General features: G+C 71.1%; 17 protein-coding genes and 1 pseudogene. 9 read left to right on the top strand and 9 right to left on the bottom strand.

The genetic code is table 11. The features are described from left to right. Positions 1-52: 52 nt before the first annotated feature. A complete protein-coding gene (locus ACIHFD_RS66455; protein WP_397375723.1) occupies positions 53-247 on the bottom strand; it encodes a hypothetical protein in 195 nt (64 codons plus the stop codon). Positions 248-304: 57 nt separating this feature from the next. After that, positions 305-1,195 carry a GNAT family N-acetyltransferase gene (locus ACIHFD_RS66450; protein ID WP_397375722.1) on the bottom strand — a complete coding sequence of 297 codons (891 nt, stop codon included), beginning with the start codon at positions 1,193-1,195 and terminating at the stop codon, positions 305-307. 135 nt (positions 1,196-1,330) lie between these two features. Here ACIHFD_RS66450 and ACIHFD_RS66445 point away from each other — a divergent pair, with 135 nt between their 5' ends. Both ACIHFD_RS66445 and ACIHFD_RS66440 read left to right on the top strand, forming a co-directional pair. Further along, on the top strand, positions 1,331-1,741 hold the full coding sequence (locus ACIHFD_RS66445; protein ID WP_397375725.1) for a YciI family protein: 411 nt from the start codon (positions 1,331-1,333) through the stop codon (positions 1,739-1,741). Beyond that, positions 1,738-2,883, top strand: a complete 1,146-nt coding sequence (locus tag ACIHFD_RS66440; protein ID WP_397375721.1) for an RNA polymerase sigma factor — start codon at positions 1,738-1,740, stop codon at positions 2,881-2,883. Before ACIHFD_RS66445 ends, ACIHFD_RS66440 begins: the two co-directional genes overlap by 4 nt. Before the next feature lie 309 nt (positions 2,884-3,192). Here ACIHFD_RS66440 and ACIHFD_RS66435 read toward each other — a convergent pair whose 3' ends face one another. After that, positions 3,193-6,912, bottom strand: a complete 3,720-nt coding sequence (locus ACIHFD_RS66435) for an NB-ARC domain-containing protein (RefSeq protein ID WP_397375720.1) — start codon at positions 6,910-6,912, stop codon at positions 3,193-3,195. Between the two features lie 249 nt (positions 6,913-7,161). Then, positions 7,162-7,731, bottom strand: coding sequence for a dihydrofolate reductase family protein (locus ACIHFD_RS66430; protein ID WP_397375719.1), 570 nt, complete (start codon positions 7,729-7,731; stop codon positions 7,162-7,164). Positions 7,732-8,238: 507 nt separating this feature from the next. On the opposite strand from ACIHFD_RS66430, the gene ACIHFD_RS66425 reads away from it, so the two are divergent. Beyond that, complete coding sequence (locus ACIHFD_RS66425; protein WP_397375718.1) at positions 8,239-9,558, top strand: hypothetical protein; 1,320 nt, start codon at positions 8,239-8,241, stop codon at positions 9,556-9,558. A 412-nt stretch (positions 9,559-9,970) separates the two neighbouring features. On the opposite strand, the pseudogene ACIHFD_RS66420 reads toward ACIHFD_RS66425, so the two are convergent. After that, positions 9,971-10,234 (bottom strand): annotated as a pseudogene (locus ACIHFD_RS66420) (recombinase family protein); the annotation flags it as partial. 521 nt (positions 10,235-10,755) lie between these two features. Here ACIHFD_RS66420 and ACIHFD_RS66415 point away from each other — a divergent pair. From ACIHFD_RS66415 to ACIHFD_RS66405, 3 genes are read left to right on the top strand one after another with little or no spacing between them, the layout of a single operon-like run. After that, positions 10,756-11,148, top strand: a complete 393-nt coding sequence (locus ACIHFD_RS66415; protein ID WP_350730686.1) for a GntR family transcriptional regulator — start codon at positions 10,756-10,758, stop codon at positions 11,146-11,148. After that, entirely contained in the window at positions 11,145-12,107 is a 963-nt protein-coding gene (locus ACIHFD_RS66410) for an ABC transporter ATP-binding protein (protein WP_397375717.1), read from the top strand. The genes ACIHFD_RS66415 and ACIHFD_RS66410 overlap by 4 nt, the downstream gene beginning before the upstream one ends. Positions 12,108-12,155: 48 nt before the next feature. After that, complete coding sequence (locus tag ACIHFD_RS66405; protein WP_397375716.1) at positions 12,156-13,091, top strand: ABC transporter permease; 936 nt, start codon at positions 12,156-12,158, stop codon at positions 13,089-13,091. Positions 13,092-13,359: 268 nt separating this feature from the next. Here the strand turns inward: ACIHFD_RS66405 and ACIHFD_RS66400 are convergent, their stop codons facing one another. Then, positions 13,360-14,517, bottom strand: a complete 1,158-nt coding sequence (locus tag ACIHFD_RS66400) for an FAD-dependent monooxygenase (protein WP_397375715.1) — start codon at positions 14,515-14,517, stop codon at positions 13,360-13,362. Beyond that, positions 14,505-15,173, bottom strand: a complete 669-nt coding sequence (locus ACIHFD_RS66395) for a DsbA family oxidoreductase (RefSeq protein ID WP_397375714.1) — start codon at positions 15,171-15,173, stop codon at positions 14,505-14,507. The genes ACIHFD_RS66400 and ACIHFD_RS66395 overlap by 13 nt, the downstream gene beginning before the upstream one ends. An 86-nt stretch (positions 15,174-15,259) precedes the next feature. Between ACIHFD_RS66395 and ACIHFD_RS66390 the strand changes: the two genes are divergently transcribed. Then, positions 15,260-15,820: a TetR/AcrR family transcriptional regulator gene (locus ACIHFD_RS66390; protein ID WP_397375713.1), complete on the top strand. Its 561-nt coding sequence runs from the start codon at positions 15,260-15,262 to the stop codon at positions 15,818-15,820. Between the two features lie 365 nt (positions 15,821-16,185). Here ACIHFD_RS66390 and ACIHFD_RS66385 read toward each other — a convergent pair whose 3' ends face one another. Further along, the gene (locus ACIHFD_RS66385) at positions 16,186-17,409 is read right to left on the bottom strand and encodes an MFS transporter (RefSeq protein WP_397375712.1); all 1,224 of its coding nucleotides are present in this window, start codon (positions 17,407-17,409) and stop codon (positions 16,186-16,188) included. Positions 17,410-17,491: 82 nt separating this feature from the next. Here ACIHFD_RS66385 and ACIHFD_RS66380 point away from each other — a divergent pair, with 82 nt between their 5' ends. Next, positions 17,492-18,037: a CGNR zinc finger domain-containing protein gene (locus ACIHFD_RS66380; protein ID WP_397375711.1), complete on the top strand. Its 546-nt coding sequence runs from the start codon at positions 17,492-17,494 to the stop codon at positions 18,035-18,037. A gap of 13 nt (positions 18,038-18,050) precedes the next feature. On the opposite strand, the gene ACIHFD_RS66375 is transcribed toward ACIHFD_RS66380, so the two are convergent. Continuing rightward, positions 18,051-18,548, bottom strand: coding sequence for a helix-turn-helix domain-containing protein (locus tag ACIHFD_RS66375; RefSeq protein WP_397375710.1), 498 nt, complete (start codon positions 18,546-18,548; stop codon positions 18,051-18,053). 67 nt (positions 18,549-18,615) lie between these two features. Here ACIHFD_RS66375 and ACIHFD_RS66370 point away from each other — a divergent pair, with 67 nt between their 5' ends. Continuing rightward, complete coding sequence (locus tag ACIHFD_RS66370; RefSeq protein ID WP_397375724.1) at positions 18,616-19,968, top strand: MFS transporter; 1,353 nt, start codon at positions 18,616-18,618, stop codon at positions 19,966-19,968. Positions 19,969-20,096 lie beyond the last annotated feature (128 nt).

Raw genomic sequence — 20,096 nt, 5'->3', positions numbered from 1 at the left:
CCGCGTCCTCGCCCGTCATCACGAGGTGGGAAAGACTGCTAAACGCGCGGCATCACTCACCGAGCACCGCGAGCAGGCAGGTTAAACGACAAGCTGAGAGGTTGCCCACGATGGTGACCTCGAGCCCGTCGAGTATCCAGACGGTGCCGAGCCCTATGACGATCATCCAGTGCCAGCGGGACCAGGGGAGCCGATCAAGGCGCGCGGGCACTTTGGTGGTTATGGTGCCGGTCTCCACGTCGCTCATAAGCTTTTGTGGCTACCCGCGTTCTTGCCAGGTAGGCTTCCTGGCCGATCATGTGGCTTAGGCGTCCCGGTATTTGTCCCGGACCTCGGGGAGTTGCCGGAAGCCGGCTGACCGATAGGTGGCGACGGCGCCGACATTGGAGCTCGGGGTGCAGACGATCGCGCTCGACGAGCCCAGCTCCTGGAGCGCGGCCGCCGCGGCGACGGTGATCGCCCTGCCGTAGCCGTGACCGCGATGTTCCAGGTGCACGCCCATCGGCTCGAGCAATCCGGGCTTGCCCGGACCGGCCGACCACACCGTCACCGCCGCCACCGCGTTGCCCTGGCCGTCGTACGCGACCAGGCACCGGCCGTCGGCGTACGGCGATCCGGCCGCCATCGCGTGCCAGCGCTCGTCCGTGAACGTCGACCCGCCGAACGATGCCCGCTGGACGGCGGACCGCACATGCGCCTGCTCCGGCCCGATCACCTCGATCCGCACCCCTGGATCCTTCACCGGCTCCGTGAGGTTGCGGCGCAGCGGTGTCCACGGCTCGTCGACGTTCCAGCCGTTCTCGGACAGCAGATCCTGGACCAGCGCGCTCATGGGCGCTTCGACGTTCACCTTCCCCTCGATCAGCACGCCGCGCTCCGGCTCGGTCACGTCCTCGACCAGCCGCTGCGCCAGTTCCTCGTCCCGATGGGCGTCCGGCGCGATCGTCAGCCGCAACAGGTCGGGCTGGTCCAGCAGCCCGATGGCGAGAATCCGGCCGTCCCGGCTCCACGTACGGACCGCCGCGGCCGTCGCCTCCGCGCCGAACCGCCAGAACCAGCCCAGGTCCCCCGGATGCAGTTGCATCGGCGCCCCTTCGTGCTGCCACTCCCGCAGCACGCCCACATCCTCGCTCAGCCTGCCAACGCCCGGCTCACCCGACACCATCGCCATGACCCCGATCACACTCCATCGCACCGGCACTCCGCACCCGGTTTTCGGCCGGCCGGCGTGAGGCCTCAGCTTCGTGGTCGCGGGTCAGGTGGCGGTGGAAACTGCTGGGAAAATCGTCGTGTCCCAGGGCGACGGGCCGTGTGCCGGAGAGCGAGATCTATCATGAAGTACCTGCTGCTGAAGCACTACCGAGGTGGCCCGGCCCCCGCGGTCGACCGGGCGCCGATGGACCAGTGGACGCCGGAGGAGGTCGACGCGCACGTGCAGTACATGCGCGACTTCGCCCGGCGCTTGGAGGAGACGGGGGAGTACGTCTCCAGCCAGGCACTGGCGCCCGGGGGCGCGTTCGTGCGGTACGACGGCGAGGGGCGCCCGCCGGTGACCGATGGGCCGTTCGCCGAGACCAAGGACCTCATCGCCGGCTGGATGATCATCGACGTGGATTCTTGGGACCGCGCGGTCCAGCTGGCCGGGGAGCTGTCCGCCGCTCCCGGGGCCGGCGGCGAGCCGATCCACGAGTGGCTCGAGGTTCGACCGTTCCTCACCGAGTCGCCCGCAGCGGCCGAGTGAACGAGTCACTGCTGCGGGAGCTCGTGCCCGCGGTGATCGCTGTCCTCGTCCGACGCGGAGCCGACTTCGCCTCGGCCGAGGATGCCGTGCAGGAGGCCCTGATCCGGGCGCTGGAAACCTGGCCCGACGATCCGCCCCGCGAGCCCAAGGCATGGCTCGTCGCGGTCGCGTGGCGCAAGTTCCTCGACGCCGCCCGGGCCGAGGCGTCGCGGCGGGGACGGGAGCTCGCCGTGAAGGTCGAGCCGCCCGCCGGTCCGGCGCCCGCCACGGACGACACGCTGCGGCTCTACTTCCTGTGCGCGCACCCCACCCTGCCGCCGAGCTCGGCCGTCGCCTTGACGCTGCGCGCGGTAGGTGGCCTGACCACGCGGCAGATCGCGACGGCGTACCTGGTCCCCGAGGCGACCATGGCCCAGCGGATCAGCCGGGCCAAGCGGCGGATCGCGGGGCTGCCGCTCGACCAGCCCGGCGATCTCGGGACGCTGCTGCGCGTGCTCTACCTCGTCTTCAACGAGGGCTACGGCGGAGACGTCGACCTGGCGGCCGAGGCGATCCGCCTCACCCGCCAGCTCGTCGCCCTGACCGACGAGCCCGAGGTCGCGGGGCTGCTCGCGCTCATGCTGCTGCACCATGGGCGCCGCGCGTCCCGTACCGGATCGGGAGGCCGCCTGGTGCCGCTCGGCGAGCAGGACCGATCGCGCTGGGACACCGGCCTGATCGCCGAGGGGGTGACGATCCTGCAGACCGCGCTGGCCCGCGACCGGCTGGGCGAATACCAGGCACAGGCCGCGATCGCCGCCCTGCACGCGGACGCTCGGAGCGCCGCCGAGACGGACTGGGTGCAGATCGTGGAGTGGTACGACGAGCTGCTGCTCCTCACCGGCAGCCCGGTGGTGCGGCTCAACCGCGCAGTGGCGGTCGGGGAGGCCGACGGGCCGCAGGCCGGCCTGGCGGCGCTGGCTGACGTGCAGCCCGACCTGCCCCGTTACGCCGCGGTGACGGCATACCTGCACGAACGCGCCGGCGACCTCGAGCACGCCGCCGACCTGTATGCGGAGGCCTCCCGCGCCGCCACCAGCGTGCCGGAGCGCGACCACCTCACCCGCGAGGCCGCCCGGGTGCGGCAACTGTTGCGTCCGTGAGTACGCCATCACGTTGGAGCTCGCCCTTGCTCGCGGAGGGCAGGGCCGAGGCCGAGCGTGGCACCAGTCAGTGGCGGCGGTGCTATCCGTGGCTGGCCACGGCGACCGGTGAGAGGGATTCGAGGCCCTCGTGCCGTTCTACGCGGCGGCGCGCGAGGGGAAGGCGGTCGTGGGCGGGGTGAGCTGACCCGCGCCTGCCTGCGGGTGGCCGACCTGCGTGACCCGCTGCCGTTCCCCGACGACTACCGCATCCTCGCCCGTACCCGAGCTTCCTGTTCTTCGTCCTGAATGCCGACTGAGGACCTGCCCTTAACCGATCACGGGAGGTGTTGCGCGGGCCGCTGTCGGCTGCGGGCGGCCCAGAACGTACAGGCCCTGCGGGCCGGCAGCGCACAGCGTGCTCGCGTCCGCGAGCCAGGCGAGGCTGGTGATCCGTTCGGCGGTCTGGAAGATGACCTCGTCGGATCCGTTCCACAGCTTGATGATGCCGTCCTGCCCGCCGGTGGCCAGCCAGGCGCCGTCGGGAGAGAACGCCACTGCGCCTACCCGGCCCCGGTGCGGCTCCGGGCAGGAGTGCTCGTGACCGTCCGGATCCCAGATGCGCACGACGCCGTACGAGTCTCCGGTGGCCAGCCGGGCGCCGTCCGGTGAGACCGCGAGCTTGATCGGCTCCCAATGAGGACTGCCGCCGAAGCTGCTGCGCTGCTCGCCCGCGCAGTCCCACACAGAAACCTGGCGGCCGCCCCCGGCGGCCAGCCAGGTTCCGTCCGGCGAGATGATCAGCGCGTTGACCCGCAGGATAGGGGAGTAGCGGAGGTCGAAGCGGAACGTGCCGTCGGCGTCCCACGTCTGGATCCAGTGGCCGTCCGCTGTGGCGAACCAGGTTCCGTCCGGGGCGATGGCCAGGGCGTGAATCCGCTGTTCCGCATGGCGGATCGTCAATGTGCGGCGCAGATCGCCCCCGCAACCCCAGAGCCGGACCTCGCCGCGGCCACCGCCGGTGGCAAGCCACGACCCGTCCGGAGCGATGGCCAGGGCCGACGAACCGTCCGACCCGCTCAGCCGGGCGCGCGGCTCGCCGCGAGCGTTCCACAGCCGGACGTCCTCGTAGATGGCCGCTGTGGCGAACCAGGCACCGTCCGGCGCGACGGCGAGCGCGGACACCTGCGTGGGCAGGGCACTCACCTCGGCACGCCGGTTCCCGTCGGCGTCCCAGACCCGCGCCCGGCCCCGGTCGTCGCCGACGACGAACCACGGCCCGTTCGCCGCGGCGGCCAGGGCGGTGACCGGCCCGGTCTCGCGCGGAGTCTCGACGAGCACGTCAGGGGCGGAGTCCCAGAGCCTGGCAGCGTTGTTGCCGCTGCTCGCGCTGGCGAGCCAGGCGCCGTCGGAGGCGATCGCGAGCCCGCTCATCCAGCCGGTGTGGCCGCTCAGTGCCGCCCGTGGACTGCCGTCGCTCTGCCACAGGCGCACCTGGCCGGCCGCGTCGCCGCCGGCCAGCCATGTGCCGTCCGGGGCGATGGCCAGGGTGGTCACCGCGGCGTCATGGCCATCGATGACGCCGCGCACGTGCCCGTCGCGGTCCTGGATGTGGATCTCGCCGGCGTCGCTGCCGGCCGCGAGCCAGGAGCTGTCCGGGGAGATCGCCAGACAGCGGCATCCCGAGGGGAGGGTGAAAGCTCTGGGCGAGGCGGTGAAGTGCGGGTCCAGGACGTGTACGACGCCGCGGTCGTCACCCACGGCGAGCCAGGAACCGTCCGGTGAGATCACCAACGTCGTCACCTGGCCGTAGCCGGGATGGAGGAGGGCGATCGGGATGCCGCCGGGATCCAGGATCATCACGCGGAATCCGTAGCCGGCGGCCAGCCAGGTGCCGTCCGGTGCGATGGCCAGCGCCGAGATCCAGCCCATGCCGGTGTCGCTGCGGTACGTGGCCAGCAGGCGGCCTCGCCCGTTCCAGATGCGGACGGTGGCGCTGTGGTCGCCGGTGGCCAGCCAGCTGCTGTCGGGGGCGATGGCGATCGCCGTCACCATGTCGTGGTGGCCGTCGAGGAAGGCGATGCGGTCTCCTTCGGGCGTCCACAGGCGGGCGGTGCCGACGCTGTGCTCCATGCTGATCGCGTCGAAGCCGTTGCCGTCGCCGGTGACCAGGAAGGTGCTGTCGGGGGCGATGGCCAGCGCGCTGACCCCACCCGGATGTCCGTCGAGAGTGGCCTGGAGGTCGCCGTCGCTGTTCCACAGGCGCACGATGCCGACGGCGTCGCTGTAGTTGGCGTTGGATTTCGGGCCGCTGCTCTCGCCGGTGGCCAGCCAGCTGCCGTCGGGAGCGATCGCCAGTGCGGCCACGCCCTTGGGGTGACCGGGCAGCAGGCGGCGCAGGTTCGCCGAGTCGCCCTCGGGGAGCGGCCAGCGGGCGGGCAGAAAGGGGACCTCGGCCTGTTCGGCGTACGAGGCGACCTGCGATTGCCGGCCGGGGATGGCGCTGAGCCGGGTCAGCAGGTCGGCGGAGGAGGTCAGGAGGTGTCCGAACGCGGAGAGCATGCCGGCGATCCGCCGGGCCGTCGGCGAGGACGCGTGAGCAAGGTCGGCCGCCGCGGCGGCCGTCCCGGATCGAGCGGTGCGCGGCACCAGCCAGCGGACGTCGGAGACGAGGTCGTTCACTTCGCCGTGCAAGCCGGCCTCTTCGAGGTGGAAGGCCAGGTTGTCCCATAGGTACGGCTCGCACGGCGGCAGGTTCCACCAGCCGCCGGGAGCGAGCGCTCTGGCCCGGGTGATCAGCCGGCGGCCGGCCATGACGAGGGCCGTCGATCCGGCTGCCGAGCGCAGATAGCCGCGGATGACGTCGTGCAGGGTGACCACGGCCATCGAGTCGGCGGCCCAGTGCAGGGTGAGCAGGCCGAGCTCGTGCAGCTTCTCGCACAGGCGCTCCGCTTCGGCCTTGGGGCATCCCCACAGCAAGGCGACAGCGTCGACCGGCACGTCGGTGTCCTCGGGCAGGACACCGAGGTCGGCGAACCGGGCCTGCTCCTCGCCCGTGAGCAGGTCCAGGCTGTAGCCGACGGTCGCGCTCACCACCTGCGCGCGCTCGTCGGTCACGGTGAGGTCGAAGGTCGCCGGTCCGTTCGCCCGCAGCCGCCGTAGCGCCTCCTCGGCGGCCGTGTCCACGACGGCGCCGCCGGCTCGCTGCTTGCGCAGACGGGCGTTGACGATCGCCAGCAGCAGCGGCCAGCGGCCGGTGGCGCGCAGCAGATCCCGTACGAGATCGGCCCGCATGTCCGGCAGATCACGGGTGAGCAGGTGGGTGGCCGCCTGCGGGGACATCTCGTCGACCTCGATCGTGGTGCCCCGCACGATGGACGGACGCCGGCTGGTGACCAGGAGCTGAGCATGGGCGGCCGCCGGCAGGAACGGACCGAGCTGGGCGACATTCCACACGTCGTCGATCACCAGCAGCACGGGCTTGCGACCGTCGAGAGCCTCGGCCAGCCGATGGCCGGCCTGCTCGGGATCGCCGAACTCGGGGCGCTCCCCATCGAGGTGGGCCACGACGTCGTTGATGAGGGAGGCGAGTTCCGCGCCGGTCCGGTCGCGGCCGAGCGTCACCCAGATGATGCCGCCCTTGAACCGCCGGCGGGCCTCCCGGCGATGGCAGATCTCGGCGGCGAGCGAGGTCTTGCCGAAGCCGCCCGCGCCGACGATGCCCGCGGTCAGCCCGACCGGCGCCGATCCCCGGCGCAGCGCAGCCGTGATCATGGCGAGTTCCGGCCGGTCGACCCATTCCGGATCCCGCGGCGGCACGCGGAACGACGGCACCCGGGCCTGGCGCTCGGACAATGTGGGTAACAGCAAGGTGAGGGCCACGATGAGCACGACGGCACCGGCGAGACCGGCGATCCAGGCGGGCCGGTTGGCGGTGACATCGTCCGGTAGGTAGTCGCTGACGACATTGACCGGCAGGCCGATCACGATGCCGAGCACCACGAGCAAGGCCGTCACCAAGGCCGGTGCGAGCGTCCTGCGGCGCGCCATGGATCACCTCGCGCTCACCTTAACGCCTTGCTGCAGCGCAGGTCATCCAGGTGTTTTCGCTGGACACACGTTCGAGGCCCGGGCAGGGCCGCGATGATCGCCGGCACCCTGACCCCCACACTGCCCTGCACGCCGCACCTGCCGACCGGGACCAGGCTGACTCCCCGGCGTGTGCCCCGCAACCGTGGCATCGGCACCGTGCCGGTGGGTTCCACGGCCGCCACGCAGGCAAAAGGCAGCGCGGCTCGCTCAGCTGGAGGGGAGCTGGTAGTGCGACACCACGACCTGGCCGTCGAGGACGCGCGAGTCGACGAGCCGCAGCTTGTGGCGCTGCTCCGGCGCGGCGAACAGCTGCCGGCCGCCGCCGAGCACCACCGGGTGCACGGCGACGTGGTACTCGTCGATGAGCCCCAGCTCGGTCAGCGCCGCCGCCAGCGCGGAGCCACCGGTGAGGAGCAGGTCCCCGCCGCCCGGCCGGGCCTTGAGGGCGGTGACCTCCTCGGCCAGATTGCCGCTGATGACGCGACTGGTCCACTCGTCACCCGGGTACGTACGCGAGAAGACGATCTTCGGCGTGGCACGCCAGAACGGCGCGAAAGCGGCGACATGCGGATCGTCCAACAGCGACTCGGCGTTCGGCCAGAACCCCACCATCATCTCCCACACCGGACGTCCGAACAGCAGCGTGTCGACCCTCTTGTCCAGACCTTCGGAGTACGCCGACAGCTCCGAACCCATCACCGGCCAGTCGAACTCCCCATCGGGTCCGTCGATGAACCCGTCCACCGACGCGTGCACCCAGTAGATGATCTTGCCCATGAGTAGCCTCCTCTTGTCCGTGCGGTCATAGGTAGGTCGGAGCCGACCGCTGTTTCTCGACATGCGATGGCGAGCAGGCTCGGCATGCCAAGGCGACCCTTCTGCGTCGCTGTCGCTGCCTGCGACTCTGGCCTGCCGCGACAGGCCGGGACATCCGTGCAGACCCCCTGACCGCCACGGAAGGGGCACGGATTCGCCACGGAGCCCCTCCGTGCACCTTGACGTCGGCGTCCACCGCCGACCACTACCCCGCTCCGGTGAACGTCGCGGCATTGACCTGGGCGTTCAGAGTGATCGCTCGGTGTTCCGGTGGGTGGCGCCCCCAGCAAGATCGCTCTTATCGATTAACGGATGTCCGGCGGTTCCTCAACCCCGGAACTGCAGGTCCTGCGCATCACTTCGAGTCGGCACGCTCCCGTCGAAAGACATGTGGGCGCGAGCGCGGCACAACAGGTCATGTTTTCTGGATTTTATTTTCTGGAAAATCAAAAATGGTAGGCTGCCGCCGTGACTCCGGATGCCAGTGTGGTAACGCCTTGCAAGCACTGTGGGTCGCCGATCGAGCAGCGGCGGGGGAGAGGGCGGCCCAAGGCGTACTGCCCCGAGAAGGACTGCCAGGCGGCGGCCAAGCGGGAGCGGGAGTTGCGGCGGGCCACGCCGGGGCTGGAGGGGGCGCTGGCCAGGGCCGAGCAGTTGTACGACCGGATGGAGAGCGGGCTGACCGCCGCCATCGAGCCGCTGGCGCGGGCACTGGCTGCGGAGCTGAGTCCGGCGGGGGTCGAGGCGAAGCTGAGCGCGATGCAGGCCGAGGCGCACACGCGCGTGGCGATCGCGCGTACGGAGCGGGAGCAGGCGTTCGAGCAGGTACGGCTGGCGCGCGAGGCCGCCGAACACGCCCGCAGGCAGACGGCCGAGATGCGGGTACGGCTCGAAGAGGCGCAGGCCGAGCGCGAGACGGCACTGGGGGATGCCGAACGGGCGCGGGAGCAGGCGCTGGCCGCGTTGCGGGAGGCCGCGAGCACCGAACGACAGGCGCTGCAGACGGCCGAGGAGGCGAAGCAGCGCGCGAAGACGGCCGAGCGGCGGGCCGAAGAGGCGCTGCATCGGGGCGAGTTGACGGAGCAGGCCAGGGACCAGGTCGTTCATGAGCTGGCCGAGCGGGCGGAGCTGGCCGAGCGTCGTACGGCTGAAGTCATGGCGCAGGCTGAGCAGCGCACCGCCGAGGCGCGGGCGCAGGTCGTACAGGCTCAGGAGGAGACCGAGCGGGCACGGGAGGAACGCGACCGGGCCCGGGACGAGACGGCGGCAGCGGTGCGGGAGCGTGAACAGGCCGAACGGAAGCTGATCGAGGCGCAGACCCGCGCAGAGGCGGCGGCACAGGAGCGGGACCGGACGGTGGAGCGGGCCGTCACGGCCGAACGGGCGGCGGCGGAGGCCGAGCGGGATCGGGCCGTGGCACTCAAGGAAGCCGAACGGGACCGGGCCATGACACTCAAAGAGGCCGAACGCGATCGGGCCTTGGCACTCAAAGAGGCCGAGCGGGACCGGGCGGTGGCGCTCAAGGACGCCTCGCAGGCGACGGCCGAGGTGGAGCGGCTGGAGGGGAGGGTGGCGGAGGCTTCCGCGTCGCTGACCCGGGAGCGGAAGCTGGCCTCCCGGGAGAAGTCCCGGGCCGATGCCGTGGCGAAGGAGCGCGACGGGTTGCTGGCGGAGCTGAGGCTGGAGCGGATGCGGCTCGAGGATCTGCGGGCCGAGTTGGAGGCGGCACGGGCGGAGGCGGCGCAGCTGCGGGAACGGGCGGTGGCCGCGGAACTTCGCTCGTCCTAGACGGCCCAGGACTCCCGAAGCCGACCCCAAGGGGGTAGCCGTAGTTGCCGCCGAGAATCGGGCGGGTAATCGCCGGCCAGCGATGATGCGGCCGATTGGCCGTGCCGATCAGGTGCTCGCTTGGAGCATGGCGAAGTCGGCATGGGCCTGCTCCACGGCCTTGGGATACGCCTGCCGCTTGTGGGTGCTCGGCCGGTGCCCGGTAGATGCTCGCCAGGCTAGGGTGCTGTCCCTTGCGCTTGCCGATGGGGATGATCAGGTCCGGACGGATCTCCTCCACCGATTCGCCGTTCGCGCGGTGGCGGAGCACGGTGTGCAGCATGTCGGTGATCACTGGCGGGCGTCCGCCGTGGTTTCCCTTGCGGGCGGCGGCATGCAGGCCTTCCAGAGTGGGCTCCCCGATGTTCTCGCGTTCGGTTTCGGCCATCGCGGCGAAGAATGCGAACAGCACCCGCCCTGTGCCGGATGGGTCGTAGATCCCGGTCAGCGGCTCGGCGAGCATCTCCAGGGCGATGCCGTGCGCGGTGAGGTGGTCGGTCGGCGCGGTCAACTCAGCCGAGTCGCGGCCTAGCCGCTTCATCTCGTACACGGTGAGGACGACTCGGCAGTGCGGGGCGTGCGCCTTGATCGCGCGGCAGGGCTTCAGGGCGGCTCCGAACTTCGGGCGAACCCGCATGCGGGTGGATACCTTCTCGGCGAAGATCTTCTCGCGCGGATGCCGTGTGCGGCCAGCGCGTCCATCTGGGACTGAAGTTCCTGGGTGAGGTGGGCGTAGGTGACGCGGATGTCCGTGGCCGGGGTGTCAGCGAGGATCGGCGTCGGCGGCAGGGTGCCTGGCCACCACAGCCGCCCCGGCCCGCGGTCGGTCGGGGCCGGCACGCGCAACAGCTTCGCCGGCCGAGGGACTTTGGTGAACCGCCCGGCGTGGTAGGCCCCGGCGACGGTGCCGGAGCGCGACCGACACGGCGAGCCGGGCTCGACCAGGCAGCGCGGGCACGGGCGCCGCTCTTCGTTTGTGCGAACCGCAGTCCGTCGCCGCTGTCACGCAGAGCTGCTTTGCGGCTGGCAGTGCGGGCCGAATCTGGGGCTCTCGGGAAGAGACGACGACGACCCGCGCGAGAGGCCAGGAGGCCGAGTTGACGAAGATCGTGGGGCACTAATACCCTTTTACTAATTCAATAGGAAAAGGGTATTGCGGTGATCAAGTTTCGCCTCGATCCAAGCTCTGGTGTGGCGACCTATCTGCAACTGGTGCATCAGGTCAAACACGCCTTGCGGCTCGGTGCGCTCATGCCGGGCGATCGGCTGCCGACGATCAAAGAGGTCGTCAGCGACCTCGCGATCAATCCGAACACGGTGGCCAAGGCCTACCGCGAACTGGAAAACGAGGGCCTCGTCGTCGGCCGGCCCGGGTTGGGCACGTTTGTGCAGCGGTCCCTGGGCGGCGGATCCACGGCCGATCACACCCGGTTCCGCCGCGACCTCGCCCAATGGGTGCGCGGCTGCCGTGAAGCGGGGCTCGACCAAGGGGATATGGAGGCGCTGTTCGCCTCGGTGCTCGCTGACTTCCCCCAGGAGGGGATCGCATGACGGCGGATCGGACAGTGGGGATGTTCGGCGGCGGATCCGGTGAGCTCACCGCCCCCGCACAGAGCCCGGCGGCTCTGGAGGCCGTGAGGCTCGCCAAGCGGTATCGGGGCACGTGGGCGTTGCGCGAGTGCACGCTGTCCGTCCCCGCCAGCAGGGTCGTCGCGCTCGTCGGACCGAACGGCGCGGGCAAGTCCACGTTCCTGCACCTGGTCGCCGGGTTGATCGCCCCCACCCGGGGCAGCGTGCGCGTCTTCGGCGAGCCGGTCGGGCAGCGGGCGGAGGCCCTCGCACGGGTGGCGTTCCTGGCCCAGGACAAACCCCTCTACGACGGCTTCACCGTCGCTGAGATGCTCCGCTTCGGACACCATCTCAATCCGGGGTGGGACGACGCCCTGGCCCGGCAGCGGCTGGCGGAACTGGACATCCCGCTGAACCGCAAGGTCGGCAAGCTGTCCGGAGGTCAGCAGGCGCAGGTCGCGCTGACCATTGCCGTGGCCAAGCGGCCGGAGCTGCTGGTCATGGACGAGCCGCTGGCCAACCTCGACCCGGTGGCCCGGCACGACGTCATGCGCTCCCTGATGGCGGCGGTGGCCGAGACGCAGATGACCGTCGTGCTGTCCTCCCACGTGGTGTCCGACCTGACCAACGCCTGCGACTGGCTGGTGGTGCTCAACCGTGGCCAGGTCCAGATCAGCGGCGAGGTCGACGAGTTGCTCGCCACTCACCGGATGCTGTCCGGTCCGGCCGAGCTCGCCGACGGGATGACAGCCCGGGTGCCGGTGATCAGCGACAGCCGTAGCGAACGGCAGGCCGACCTGCTGGCTCGCACCGGCTCGGGAACGCCGTTGCACGACCCGCGATGGAGAGAGTCCGGTGTGAGCCTGGAGGAGCTGGTGCTGGCCTACCTGCGCCGCCCCGACACCACCTCACTGCCTCGTCCGACCCTGACCATTTCCTGACTGCTAGGAGACCTGGAAGTGTTGTGGCTTACCTGGCGGCAGCATCGCATGCAGGTGCTCGTCACCACGGCGCTGCTGGCCGTCCTCGGCGCGGTGCTGCTCGTCAGCGGTCTGGGCGCGGCGGATTTCGCCGCCCAGAACGCTCCGACGGCCGACTGTGTGACGGACACGCCCGCGTGCAGCCCTTACCTCGTGGAGATGAACGAGCGCATGCGGCTGGCGGGTGAACTCCTCGGCTGGCTTCCGCTGCTGGCCCCGGCGATGGTCGGCGCTTTCTGGGGCGCTCCGCTCCTGGCCCGGGAGTTCGAGCAGGGCACGCACCAGCTGACCTGGACCCAGTCGGTGACGCGGCGCCGCTGGTTGACGGCCAAAATCGTCGGCCTCGGTGCCGCGGTCACGCTCGGCGGGCTGGCGCTGGCCGGCATCGTGGATCCGTGGCTGGCCGCCTTCGACGTCCCTCCCTACAACGTCGACCGCTTCGACTTGAGGTGGTTCCGTCTTGTCGGCATCGTTCCGGCGGCGTGGTGGCTGGCCGCGTTCGTGCTCGGCATGGCCACGGGCGCGCTGTTCCGGCGGACCCTGCCGGCGATGGCGGTGACCCTGGCGGTGTGCGCGTTGGCATTCTTCGGACTCCTCAGGGCGCCGTCCTCCTACGCGCCGCCGGAGCGAGCCGTGCAGGCCAAGGTCATGGACGAGCTCGTACCGGAAGACTCCCTGTCTGTGGACGACTATTGGATCGACAAGAGCGGCGTGAAGTTCACCCATCAGGACGTAACGCTTGCGCTCGCCGGCCCATGCGGGACAGACGAGACGACCAAGAAGTACGCCAAGTGCTCATTCAGCCATGGCTATCGGCAGGTGGCCGAATTCCACCGCGCGAGCAGGTTCTGGCAGTTCCAATGGACCGAAGCGGGAATCCTGCTCATCCCCGCTCTCGCATTGGGCGGTGTCGCCGTCCGGCGCACCCTTCGGCCTCGTATCTGAAGCCAGTTATCGCCTCATCACGGTGACGGGACGGCCTGGCGCAAGGGCTTTGGCCTACGTCCTGCGGCGCCGTGTTCACCAAGCGGGCGCCTGGCGACAGCACTCGCGGCTCCAAGCCGAGCCAGATGGCCGAGGGTATGGTCAGGCGGCGCGCGGGTTGAGGGTCTCCGCCAGTGTCCTGACCCGGGCGAGGCCGGCCGGAGGAGGGTGGCGGAGTCCGGCGGCACGCGGTGCTCGCCCTGTACGGGGCCGGCCCGGGAACGCTGTGTCAGCCGATTCGGTCGGGCATCGCCGCGGGAGCGCTGAGGCCCAGCCGGTGCCCGAGGCTTACGCCGTGCCGGTAGAGGGCGGCTCCTTCGGCGAGCCGGTCCTTCTCCCACGCCTGCAGGGCGGCGTCCACGGATGGGAACTGTTGCAGGGCGGTGAAAAGGGCGATGGCGTCTGTGGCCGCCTTCTCCGCGCTGGCCGCCGTGTGCGGCCGGACCACGAACGCCGCATCCCCGGTGAGCAGCATCCGGTCCTTGCGCATCCTGCTGACCCGCCCGTCGAGGATCGCCTGCGCGAACGGCTCGCGGGTGTGCTCAACGAGCCGGCGCAGGGGCTGGGGCAGCGACGTCCGTGCGCGGGCCAGTAGTTCGGCGTGCACCTGCGGTGCGATCAGCCCCGGAGGCAGGGACGGTCCGTGGGCGATGCCGTCCCGGTTGGTGGTGATGCGGTCGAGCCCGGCCGCATCAGCCCGTACGTACCACACCCAGTTCATCCGGCGCCGGGTCGTGCCGAAGTCACCGGGGATGAAGTAGCACAGGAACTGAGTCTGGTCCCCGTCGTAGAAGCTGAAGCGGTCACGCAAGCTCGCGCTTAGCTCCCCGGGGAGCTCGGCTTCGTCGATCACGCCGCGGTAGGCGACATACCCGGCGTACCGCGGAACGCCGTCCGGCGCGACAAGTCCGCGATGCCGGGACGCCGAGCCGTCCGCGACGATCGCCAGGTCGACGGAGTGGACGGCCCCGCCGACCTCGACGGCGACGCCATCGGGCCGGGACGTGAGGGCGGTCACGTGCTGCCCGTCGTGGTAGCGCGCGACGTCCAGGCGGTCCCGCAGGGACGTGTAGATCGCTCCCCAGGAGATCATCCGCTGCCGCATGAGCGTGTGGTGGCTGCGCCCGTCCCGGGTGAAGAACTGCCGGTGTGTGACGGGGACGCTGATCCGGTCGGGGTCGACGCCGCAGAACATGCTCAGGAACCAGGCGACGCCCGGCTGCAGTACGATCCCCGCGCCGCGGTCGTCGGGGCGGCCCGCCGATCGCTCCCAGACCGTCACGTCCAGCCCCAGTTCGGCGAGCGCGACCGCCTGGAACAGGCCGCCCAGCGAACCGCCGACTATGCCCACTGTCTTGATGTCCGCCACTCCGGTCACAGCGAGCACACCCCTTCCTCGCAGCCGGGCGGCCGGGTGGCGTGGCGTTCGAGGACCTCGGCAAGCGCCTCGGTCTCGGCCGCGCCGGCGATCGCCTGGTCTCCCACGATCAGCAGCGGTACGCCCCGAAGACCCATGCGTTCGGCGAGCTGCTCCTCCTCTCGCACGGTCGCCTCCAGCGCCGGGTCCGCCAACCGCGCGGCCACGTCAGCGCCGAGCCCCATCTCCGCGCCGAGCCGGGAGAGTACGGTCGTGTCACCGATGTCCTGGCCCTCGGAGAAGTAGGCCGCGAGCAGGCGGTCGGCCATCGCGGCACCGCGCCCCGCCTCGCGTTCCGCCAGGGCGATCAGCCGGTGCCCGGCCCGGGTGTTCGGCGTCCTGGTCATCGCCTCGTAGCCGAAGACGATGCCCTCGCCCCGGCCCGCCAGCACCGTGCCGGCGTCGAGCTGCAGGGAACGCTCCCAGCTGCCGAACTTCTCACTTCGGTAGCGGCGCCGGTCCATCCCCTCCGGCGGCATCTCCGGGTTCAGCTCGAAAGCGTGGTGGCGAACGTGGAAGCGCCCGCCGGTGCGCTCTTCGACGATGCCGACGGCGCGCTGCAGCCGGCGTCCGCCGATGTAGCACCAGGGGCAGATCAGATCGCTGAAAAGCTCGAGGGTGAGCATGGAGCCTCCTAATCGAACCGACTAGTCTGTTCGATGCGAACAGCGGCGCAGCCGTCCCCATTCCCCGCTCCACACCGGAGGTGCCGATGACCACCCCTGAGACCACCCGCGCCAAGATCGTCGCGGCTGCGGCTGATCTGTTCACTCGCTGTGGCGTACGGGCGGTGGGCATCAACGAGATCTGGCGCGCCGCCGAGGTGGCGAAATCGACCCTCTACCAGCACTTCCGGTCCAAGGACGAGCTCGTCGCCGCTGTCCTGCGTCAGCGCAACGACGAGTGGTGCGCGCGCCTGCGCGCTCTCGCAGCCGCCGCGAAGACGCCGCAGGACCGACTCCTTGCGATCTTCGATCTGCTGGGCGAGGAGTTCGCCGAACCCTCCTACCGCGGCAGCGATCTCATGAACGTCGCCGCCGAATACCCCGACGCCGATCACCCCGTGCGTCTCGCGATCCGCGACCACAAGCGCGAAATCCTCCGCTACCTCGCCGAACTCGCCGCCGCGGCGGGGGAGACGGCCCCTGACGCAGTCGCGGCCACCGTGCTCACGCTCGCTGACGGAGCCGCCTGCGTCCGCGTCGGCCTCGGCGACCCGACCGCTGCCGGCCTCGCACGAGAGGCGGCATCACGCCTGCTGGCACAGCGCTGACCACGGCCCCAGCCCCACAACCCCACGGCTACTGTGGCCGCCCAGTGGCGCTGCAGCGGCATCATTGCCACCGCACCCGTCGCGCCGCGGTGCCGCAAGCGCGGTCAGGTCGCCCCGGCCGTGCCCGCCTGGGCCAAGCTCGGCGACGTCTGACTGAGTTCTGTCACATACGGGGGGTACGGCAGTCCGGCGGTTCAAGCGCCGTTCTCACCCACGACCGTGGCGGCATCCTCATGCGGCAGCGGCCGCAGGCCCGGCGGGGGCAGTGCGGTCGCGGGCGTAGCCGATGCGCAGGTGTCGGGGCCTCGCTTGGGTCCGTGCCACCGACCCCGTCCGTGGTCGTGGCCCGGCAAGCCTGCCGACGATCAGTTGTCGGCTACGTGATCAGCTTCACCTTCGGCCGGGACCGCGGCGGGTGCCGGCAGGGGTGAGGTGATCCGACTGGCGACGGCGGCCAGGATGGCACCTGCCATGGCTGCGATCGCGGCGGCGCCGAAGGCGGCCGCGCCGGTGTCGTGGGGGGCGGTGAGCTGGCCGGCGACGGCGGTGCCCAGGCCGTAGCCGGCCCAGGTGAAGGTGTTGAGCCAGGCGAAGACTTCGGTGCGGTAGCGGGCGGGGGCGTGTTCGGCGAGCAGGGTCGGCACGACCGCGTCGCGTGGCCCGGTCACAAGCCCGACAAGAGTGATCAGTACGGCGAGTGCCATGAAGCCGGGTGCCCAGCCTCCGGTGAGCAGGACGGCCGCCTCGGCGAGCGAGAGCAGGACCAGCAGGCGCCCGCTGGTGACGGGCCAGGCGCGCGCGCCGTACCCGAGGGTGCCCAGGAGGGCGCCGGCCGACAGCAGGCCCATCAGTACGCCGGCGGAGGAAGCGGAGCCGAAGACGGTGGCCGAGGCGACCGTGGCGATGCGCAGGCAGCCGAAGGTGAACGTGCCCAAGGCGGCGATGGTCAGCAGCACGAGAACCGGCCGGTGGGTGAGCGGCCCGGCCAAATGGAGCCTGCCCGGCGTGGTGGAAGCGGTCTGTCGTATCGCAGGGGAGGCCAGCAGCAGCGCGGTGCCGAGCAGGACGGCGGCGCCGGCGGCAGTCACCACGCTCTGGGCGGGGACGGCCCAGGTCAGGACCGGCACGAGCAGGGGGCCGGCGATGAAGGTCAGCTCGTTGACGGCGTTGTCGACCGCGTAGGCGGCGGGCAGGGAGGTGGCGGGTACGAGGCGTGGCCAGGCGGTTCTGATGACGGATCCGGCGGGCGGGGTGGTGGCGCCGAGCAGTACGGCGGCGCCGATCATCAGGGCAGGCGGGGCGAGCAGGAGGAGAGCGTAGGCGAGGGCGTGGGTGACCAGGTAGCCGGTCAGCGCGCGGCGGGGGCCGTACCGGTCGGCGATGCGCCCGCCGATGGGCGCGCACACGGCCAGGGCCAGCGCGTGGCCGGTGAGCACGAGGCCGGCGGTGGCGTAGGAGCCGAGCCGGTCGACGGCGGCCAGCAGCAGGGCGAGGCTGAGCACGGGCGTGCCCAGCTTGACGATGAGCCCGGCGACGAGCAGGTGCGGGACGCCCGGCAGGGCGAACAGGCGGCGATAAGGTGCGAACATGGCGGACTCCGTTACCATCTAACTGGATTACGCCTATGACACACGGAAGGATGTTACTGGTCAAGTGGAGATAGCCTGTAACGTGACTCGGCAGGCGCCGCTGATCGCCGAGTTGGTCAACCTGGCCACGGCATACCGGCGGGGCGGCGGCTCGGTGCGGCCACTGGTGGGCGACGACCTCGCGACGACGTTCGCCACCCATCTCGGCGACAGTACGAGTGAGGCCCTGCGCGCCGTTCCGGACGCGGGGCGGCACCTGGCCGAGCTGGCCACCGAGTTGCGGCAAGCGCTCCTGGCCGAGCAGCCGGCCGAGCAGGCCGCCCGCATCAACGCCATGATCCGCAGGTACGGTGCGCAGCCGTACCTGGTCGAGGATGTCGGCCAGCCGTTCCACCTGCACTTCCACGGCTCGGGCGGCACCCAGGTGGAGGGACTGGGCGGTGAGTTCGCCACGGCGCTGGCCCTTATCGTGGACGGCTTCGGCCCGGATCGCTTCGGGGTGTGCCAGGCGCACCAGTGCGAGGCGGTCTATATCGATCTGACCCGTAATGGGTCGCGTCGTTACTGCAGCGCCGCGTGTACGGCTCGCGCCAAGACCGCCGCCTATCGCAGCCGCCGCCCGGCCTGATCCAGACTTGAATTCAACGGCTGAGCAGGTAGCGCCGGGGCGTGGTGCCGACCGTGCGGCGGAAGGCCGCCAGGAACGCGCTCGCCGTGGCGTACCCCACGCTGTGTGCCACCCGCGACACCGGCTGGCCCTCGGCCAGCAGCGGCAGGGCGGCGCGCAACCGCGCGTCGTCGGCGAGGTCGGTGCGGGCCAGGTACGCGATCAGCTCGGCCAGCAGGCCGTCCACGCCGACCGCGGTGGGCTCGGGACAGTCCAGCGGGCAGCGTTCCGGCGCCAGATAGAGGCTGCACAGTACGGCGTCGCGGGTCGCGCCGGTCGCGTGGGTGACACCCGCGGGCAGCCACAGTGCCCGGGTGGGCGGCAGGACCCAGTACACCTCGCCCACTTCGACGCTCAGGACGCCGCGCCGGGTCCAGGCGAGCTGGTGGTGGGTGTGACTGTGCGGGGGGATCCACTCTCCCGAGGTCAGCGGGAAGTGCCCGACGATGATCGCGCCGCCCATGTCCTCCATGCGACATAGTCTGGCCTCATCGCGAATTGTGGCCAAATGCGGCGGATCATAGCGTCGTCGGGTGCCGATGATTGTGTTGTGTCTTGTCCAGTTCATGCTTGTTCTCGATGACACCGTCGTGAGCGTGGCCCTGCCCAGCATCCGCGATGAGCTGGGCTTCACCGCGTCCGGATTGCCCTGGGTCGTCAACGCCTACTTCCTGGCCTTCGGCGGTTTGCTGCTGCTGTGCGGCCGGATGGCGGATCTGCTGGGCCGCCGCCGCGTCTTCCTGAGCGGGGTGGCGCTGTTCGGGGTGGCCAGTCTGGCGTGCGGGCTGGCGCAGGAGCCGTGGCAGCTCGTGGTCGGGCGGTTCGTGCAGGGAGCGGGTTCTGCGATGGCCAGTCCTGCGGCGATGTCGATGATCACGTTGCTGTATCCGGGGCCGGAGGAGCGGGCCAGGGCGCTGGGTGTCTGGGGCGGCATCGCGGCCCTCGGCGGGACCTCGGGCCTGGTGCTGTCCGGGGCGCTGACCGACCTGGTGTCCTGGCGCTGGATCTTCCTGATCAACCTTCCCGTCGTCGCCGTGGCCCTGGCGTCGCTGCCTCGCCTGGTCCCTGAGTCCCTCGCCCCCGGGCGGCGCAGCCTCGACGTTCCCGGCGCGGTCCTGGTCACGGGGGCCGCGGTTTCGCTGGTGTACGGGTTGCTGCGGACCGGAGAGACCGGCTGGAGCGATCCGCTGGTCATCGGCGCCGTCGGGCTCTCCGCCGCCTTGGCGGTGGTGTTCCTGGTGGCCGAATCGCGGGCGGTGGCGCCGTTGGTGCCCAGATCGTTCCTGGCCTCACGGACGCGGGCGGTCGCCAACGGCGCGACCCTGCTGTTCTCGATGGCGATGTACGCGATGTCGTTCCTGCTGATGATCCAGATTCAGACCGCTCTGGGATACAGCCCGCTCCTGGCCGGCATCGCCTATCTGCCCTACGGCGGCGGCATCCTGGCGGGCATGTGGCTGTCCTCCCGCATCTCCCTCAGGATCGGGACGCGCTGGGCGCTCCTGCTCGCCTTCCTCATCAACATCGCCGGTTTGCTGCTGCTGTCCGGCGTGGCGGCGGGCGACTCCTATGCCGCCCATGTCCTGCCCGGCATGCTCATCCTGAGTGTGGGCAACGGGCTGAGCCTGCCCGTCATGGCCGCGACCGCGGTCGACGGCACCACCGAGGAGGACGCCGGTCTCGGTTCGGCCCTGTTCACCTCGGTCCAGCAGGTCGGCGGCGCCGTCGGGGTGGCCGCGCTGGCCGTCATGGGCTACTCAGGTGGGCTCACGGCGGGCGCGATCTGCGTGGCGCTCGGGGCCGTACTCGTCGTCGTGCTGCTGCCCTCGCGTACCGGCGGGACGCGACAGCCCTATCAGCCGTCCGCGCCCGGGCGGGCCGACCGAGGATGACGCGCTCCTTCACGGTGGTGGGGGGGGGGGGGGGGGGGGGGGGGGGGGGGGCGGCCCGCCGCCGCCCCGCCCCGGCGCCCCCCCGGGCGCGCCCCCCCCCCGAGACGCGCACCCCCGCGCCGCGCCGG

This window comes from Nonomuraea sp. NPDC051941, from assembly GCF_044593615.1.
The sequence above is the reverse complement of the archived record's forward strand: the minus strand, read 5'-3'. Positions and strand labels throughout refer to the sequence as shown.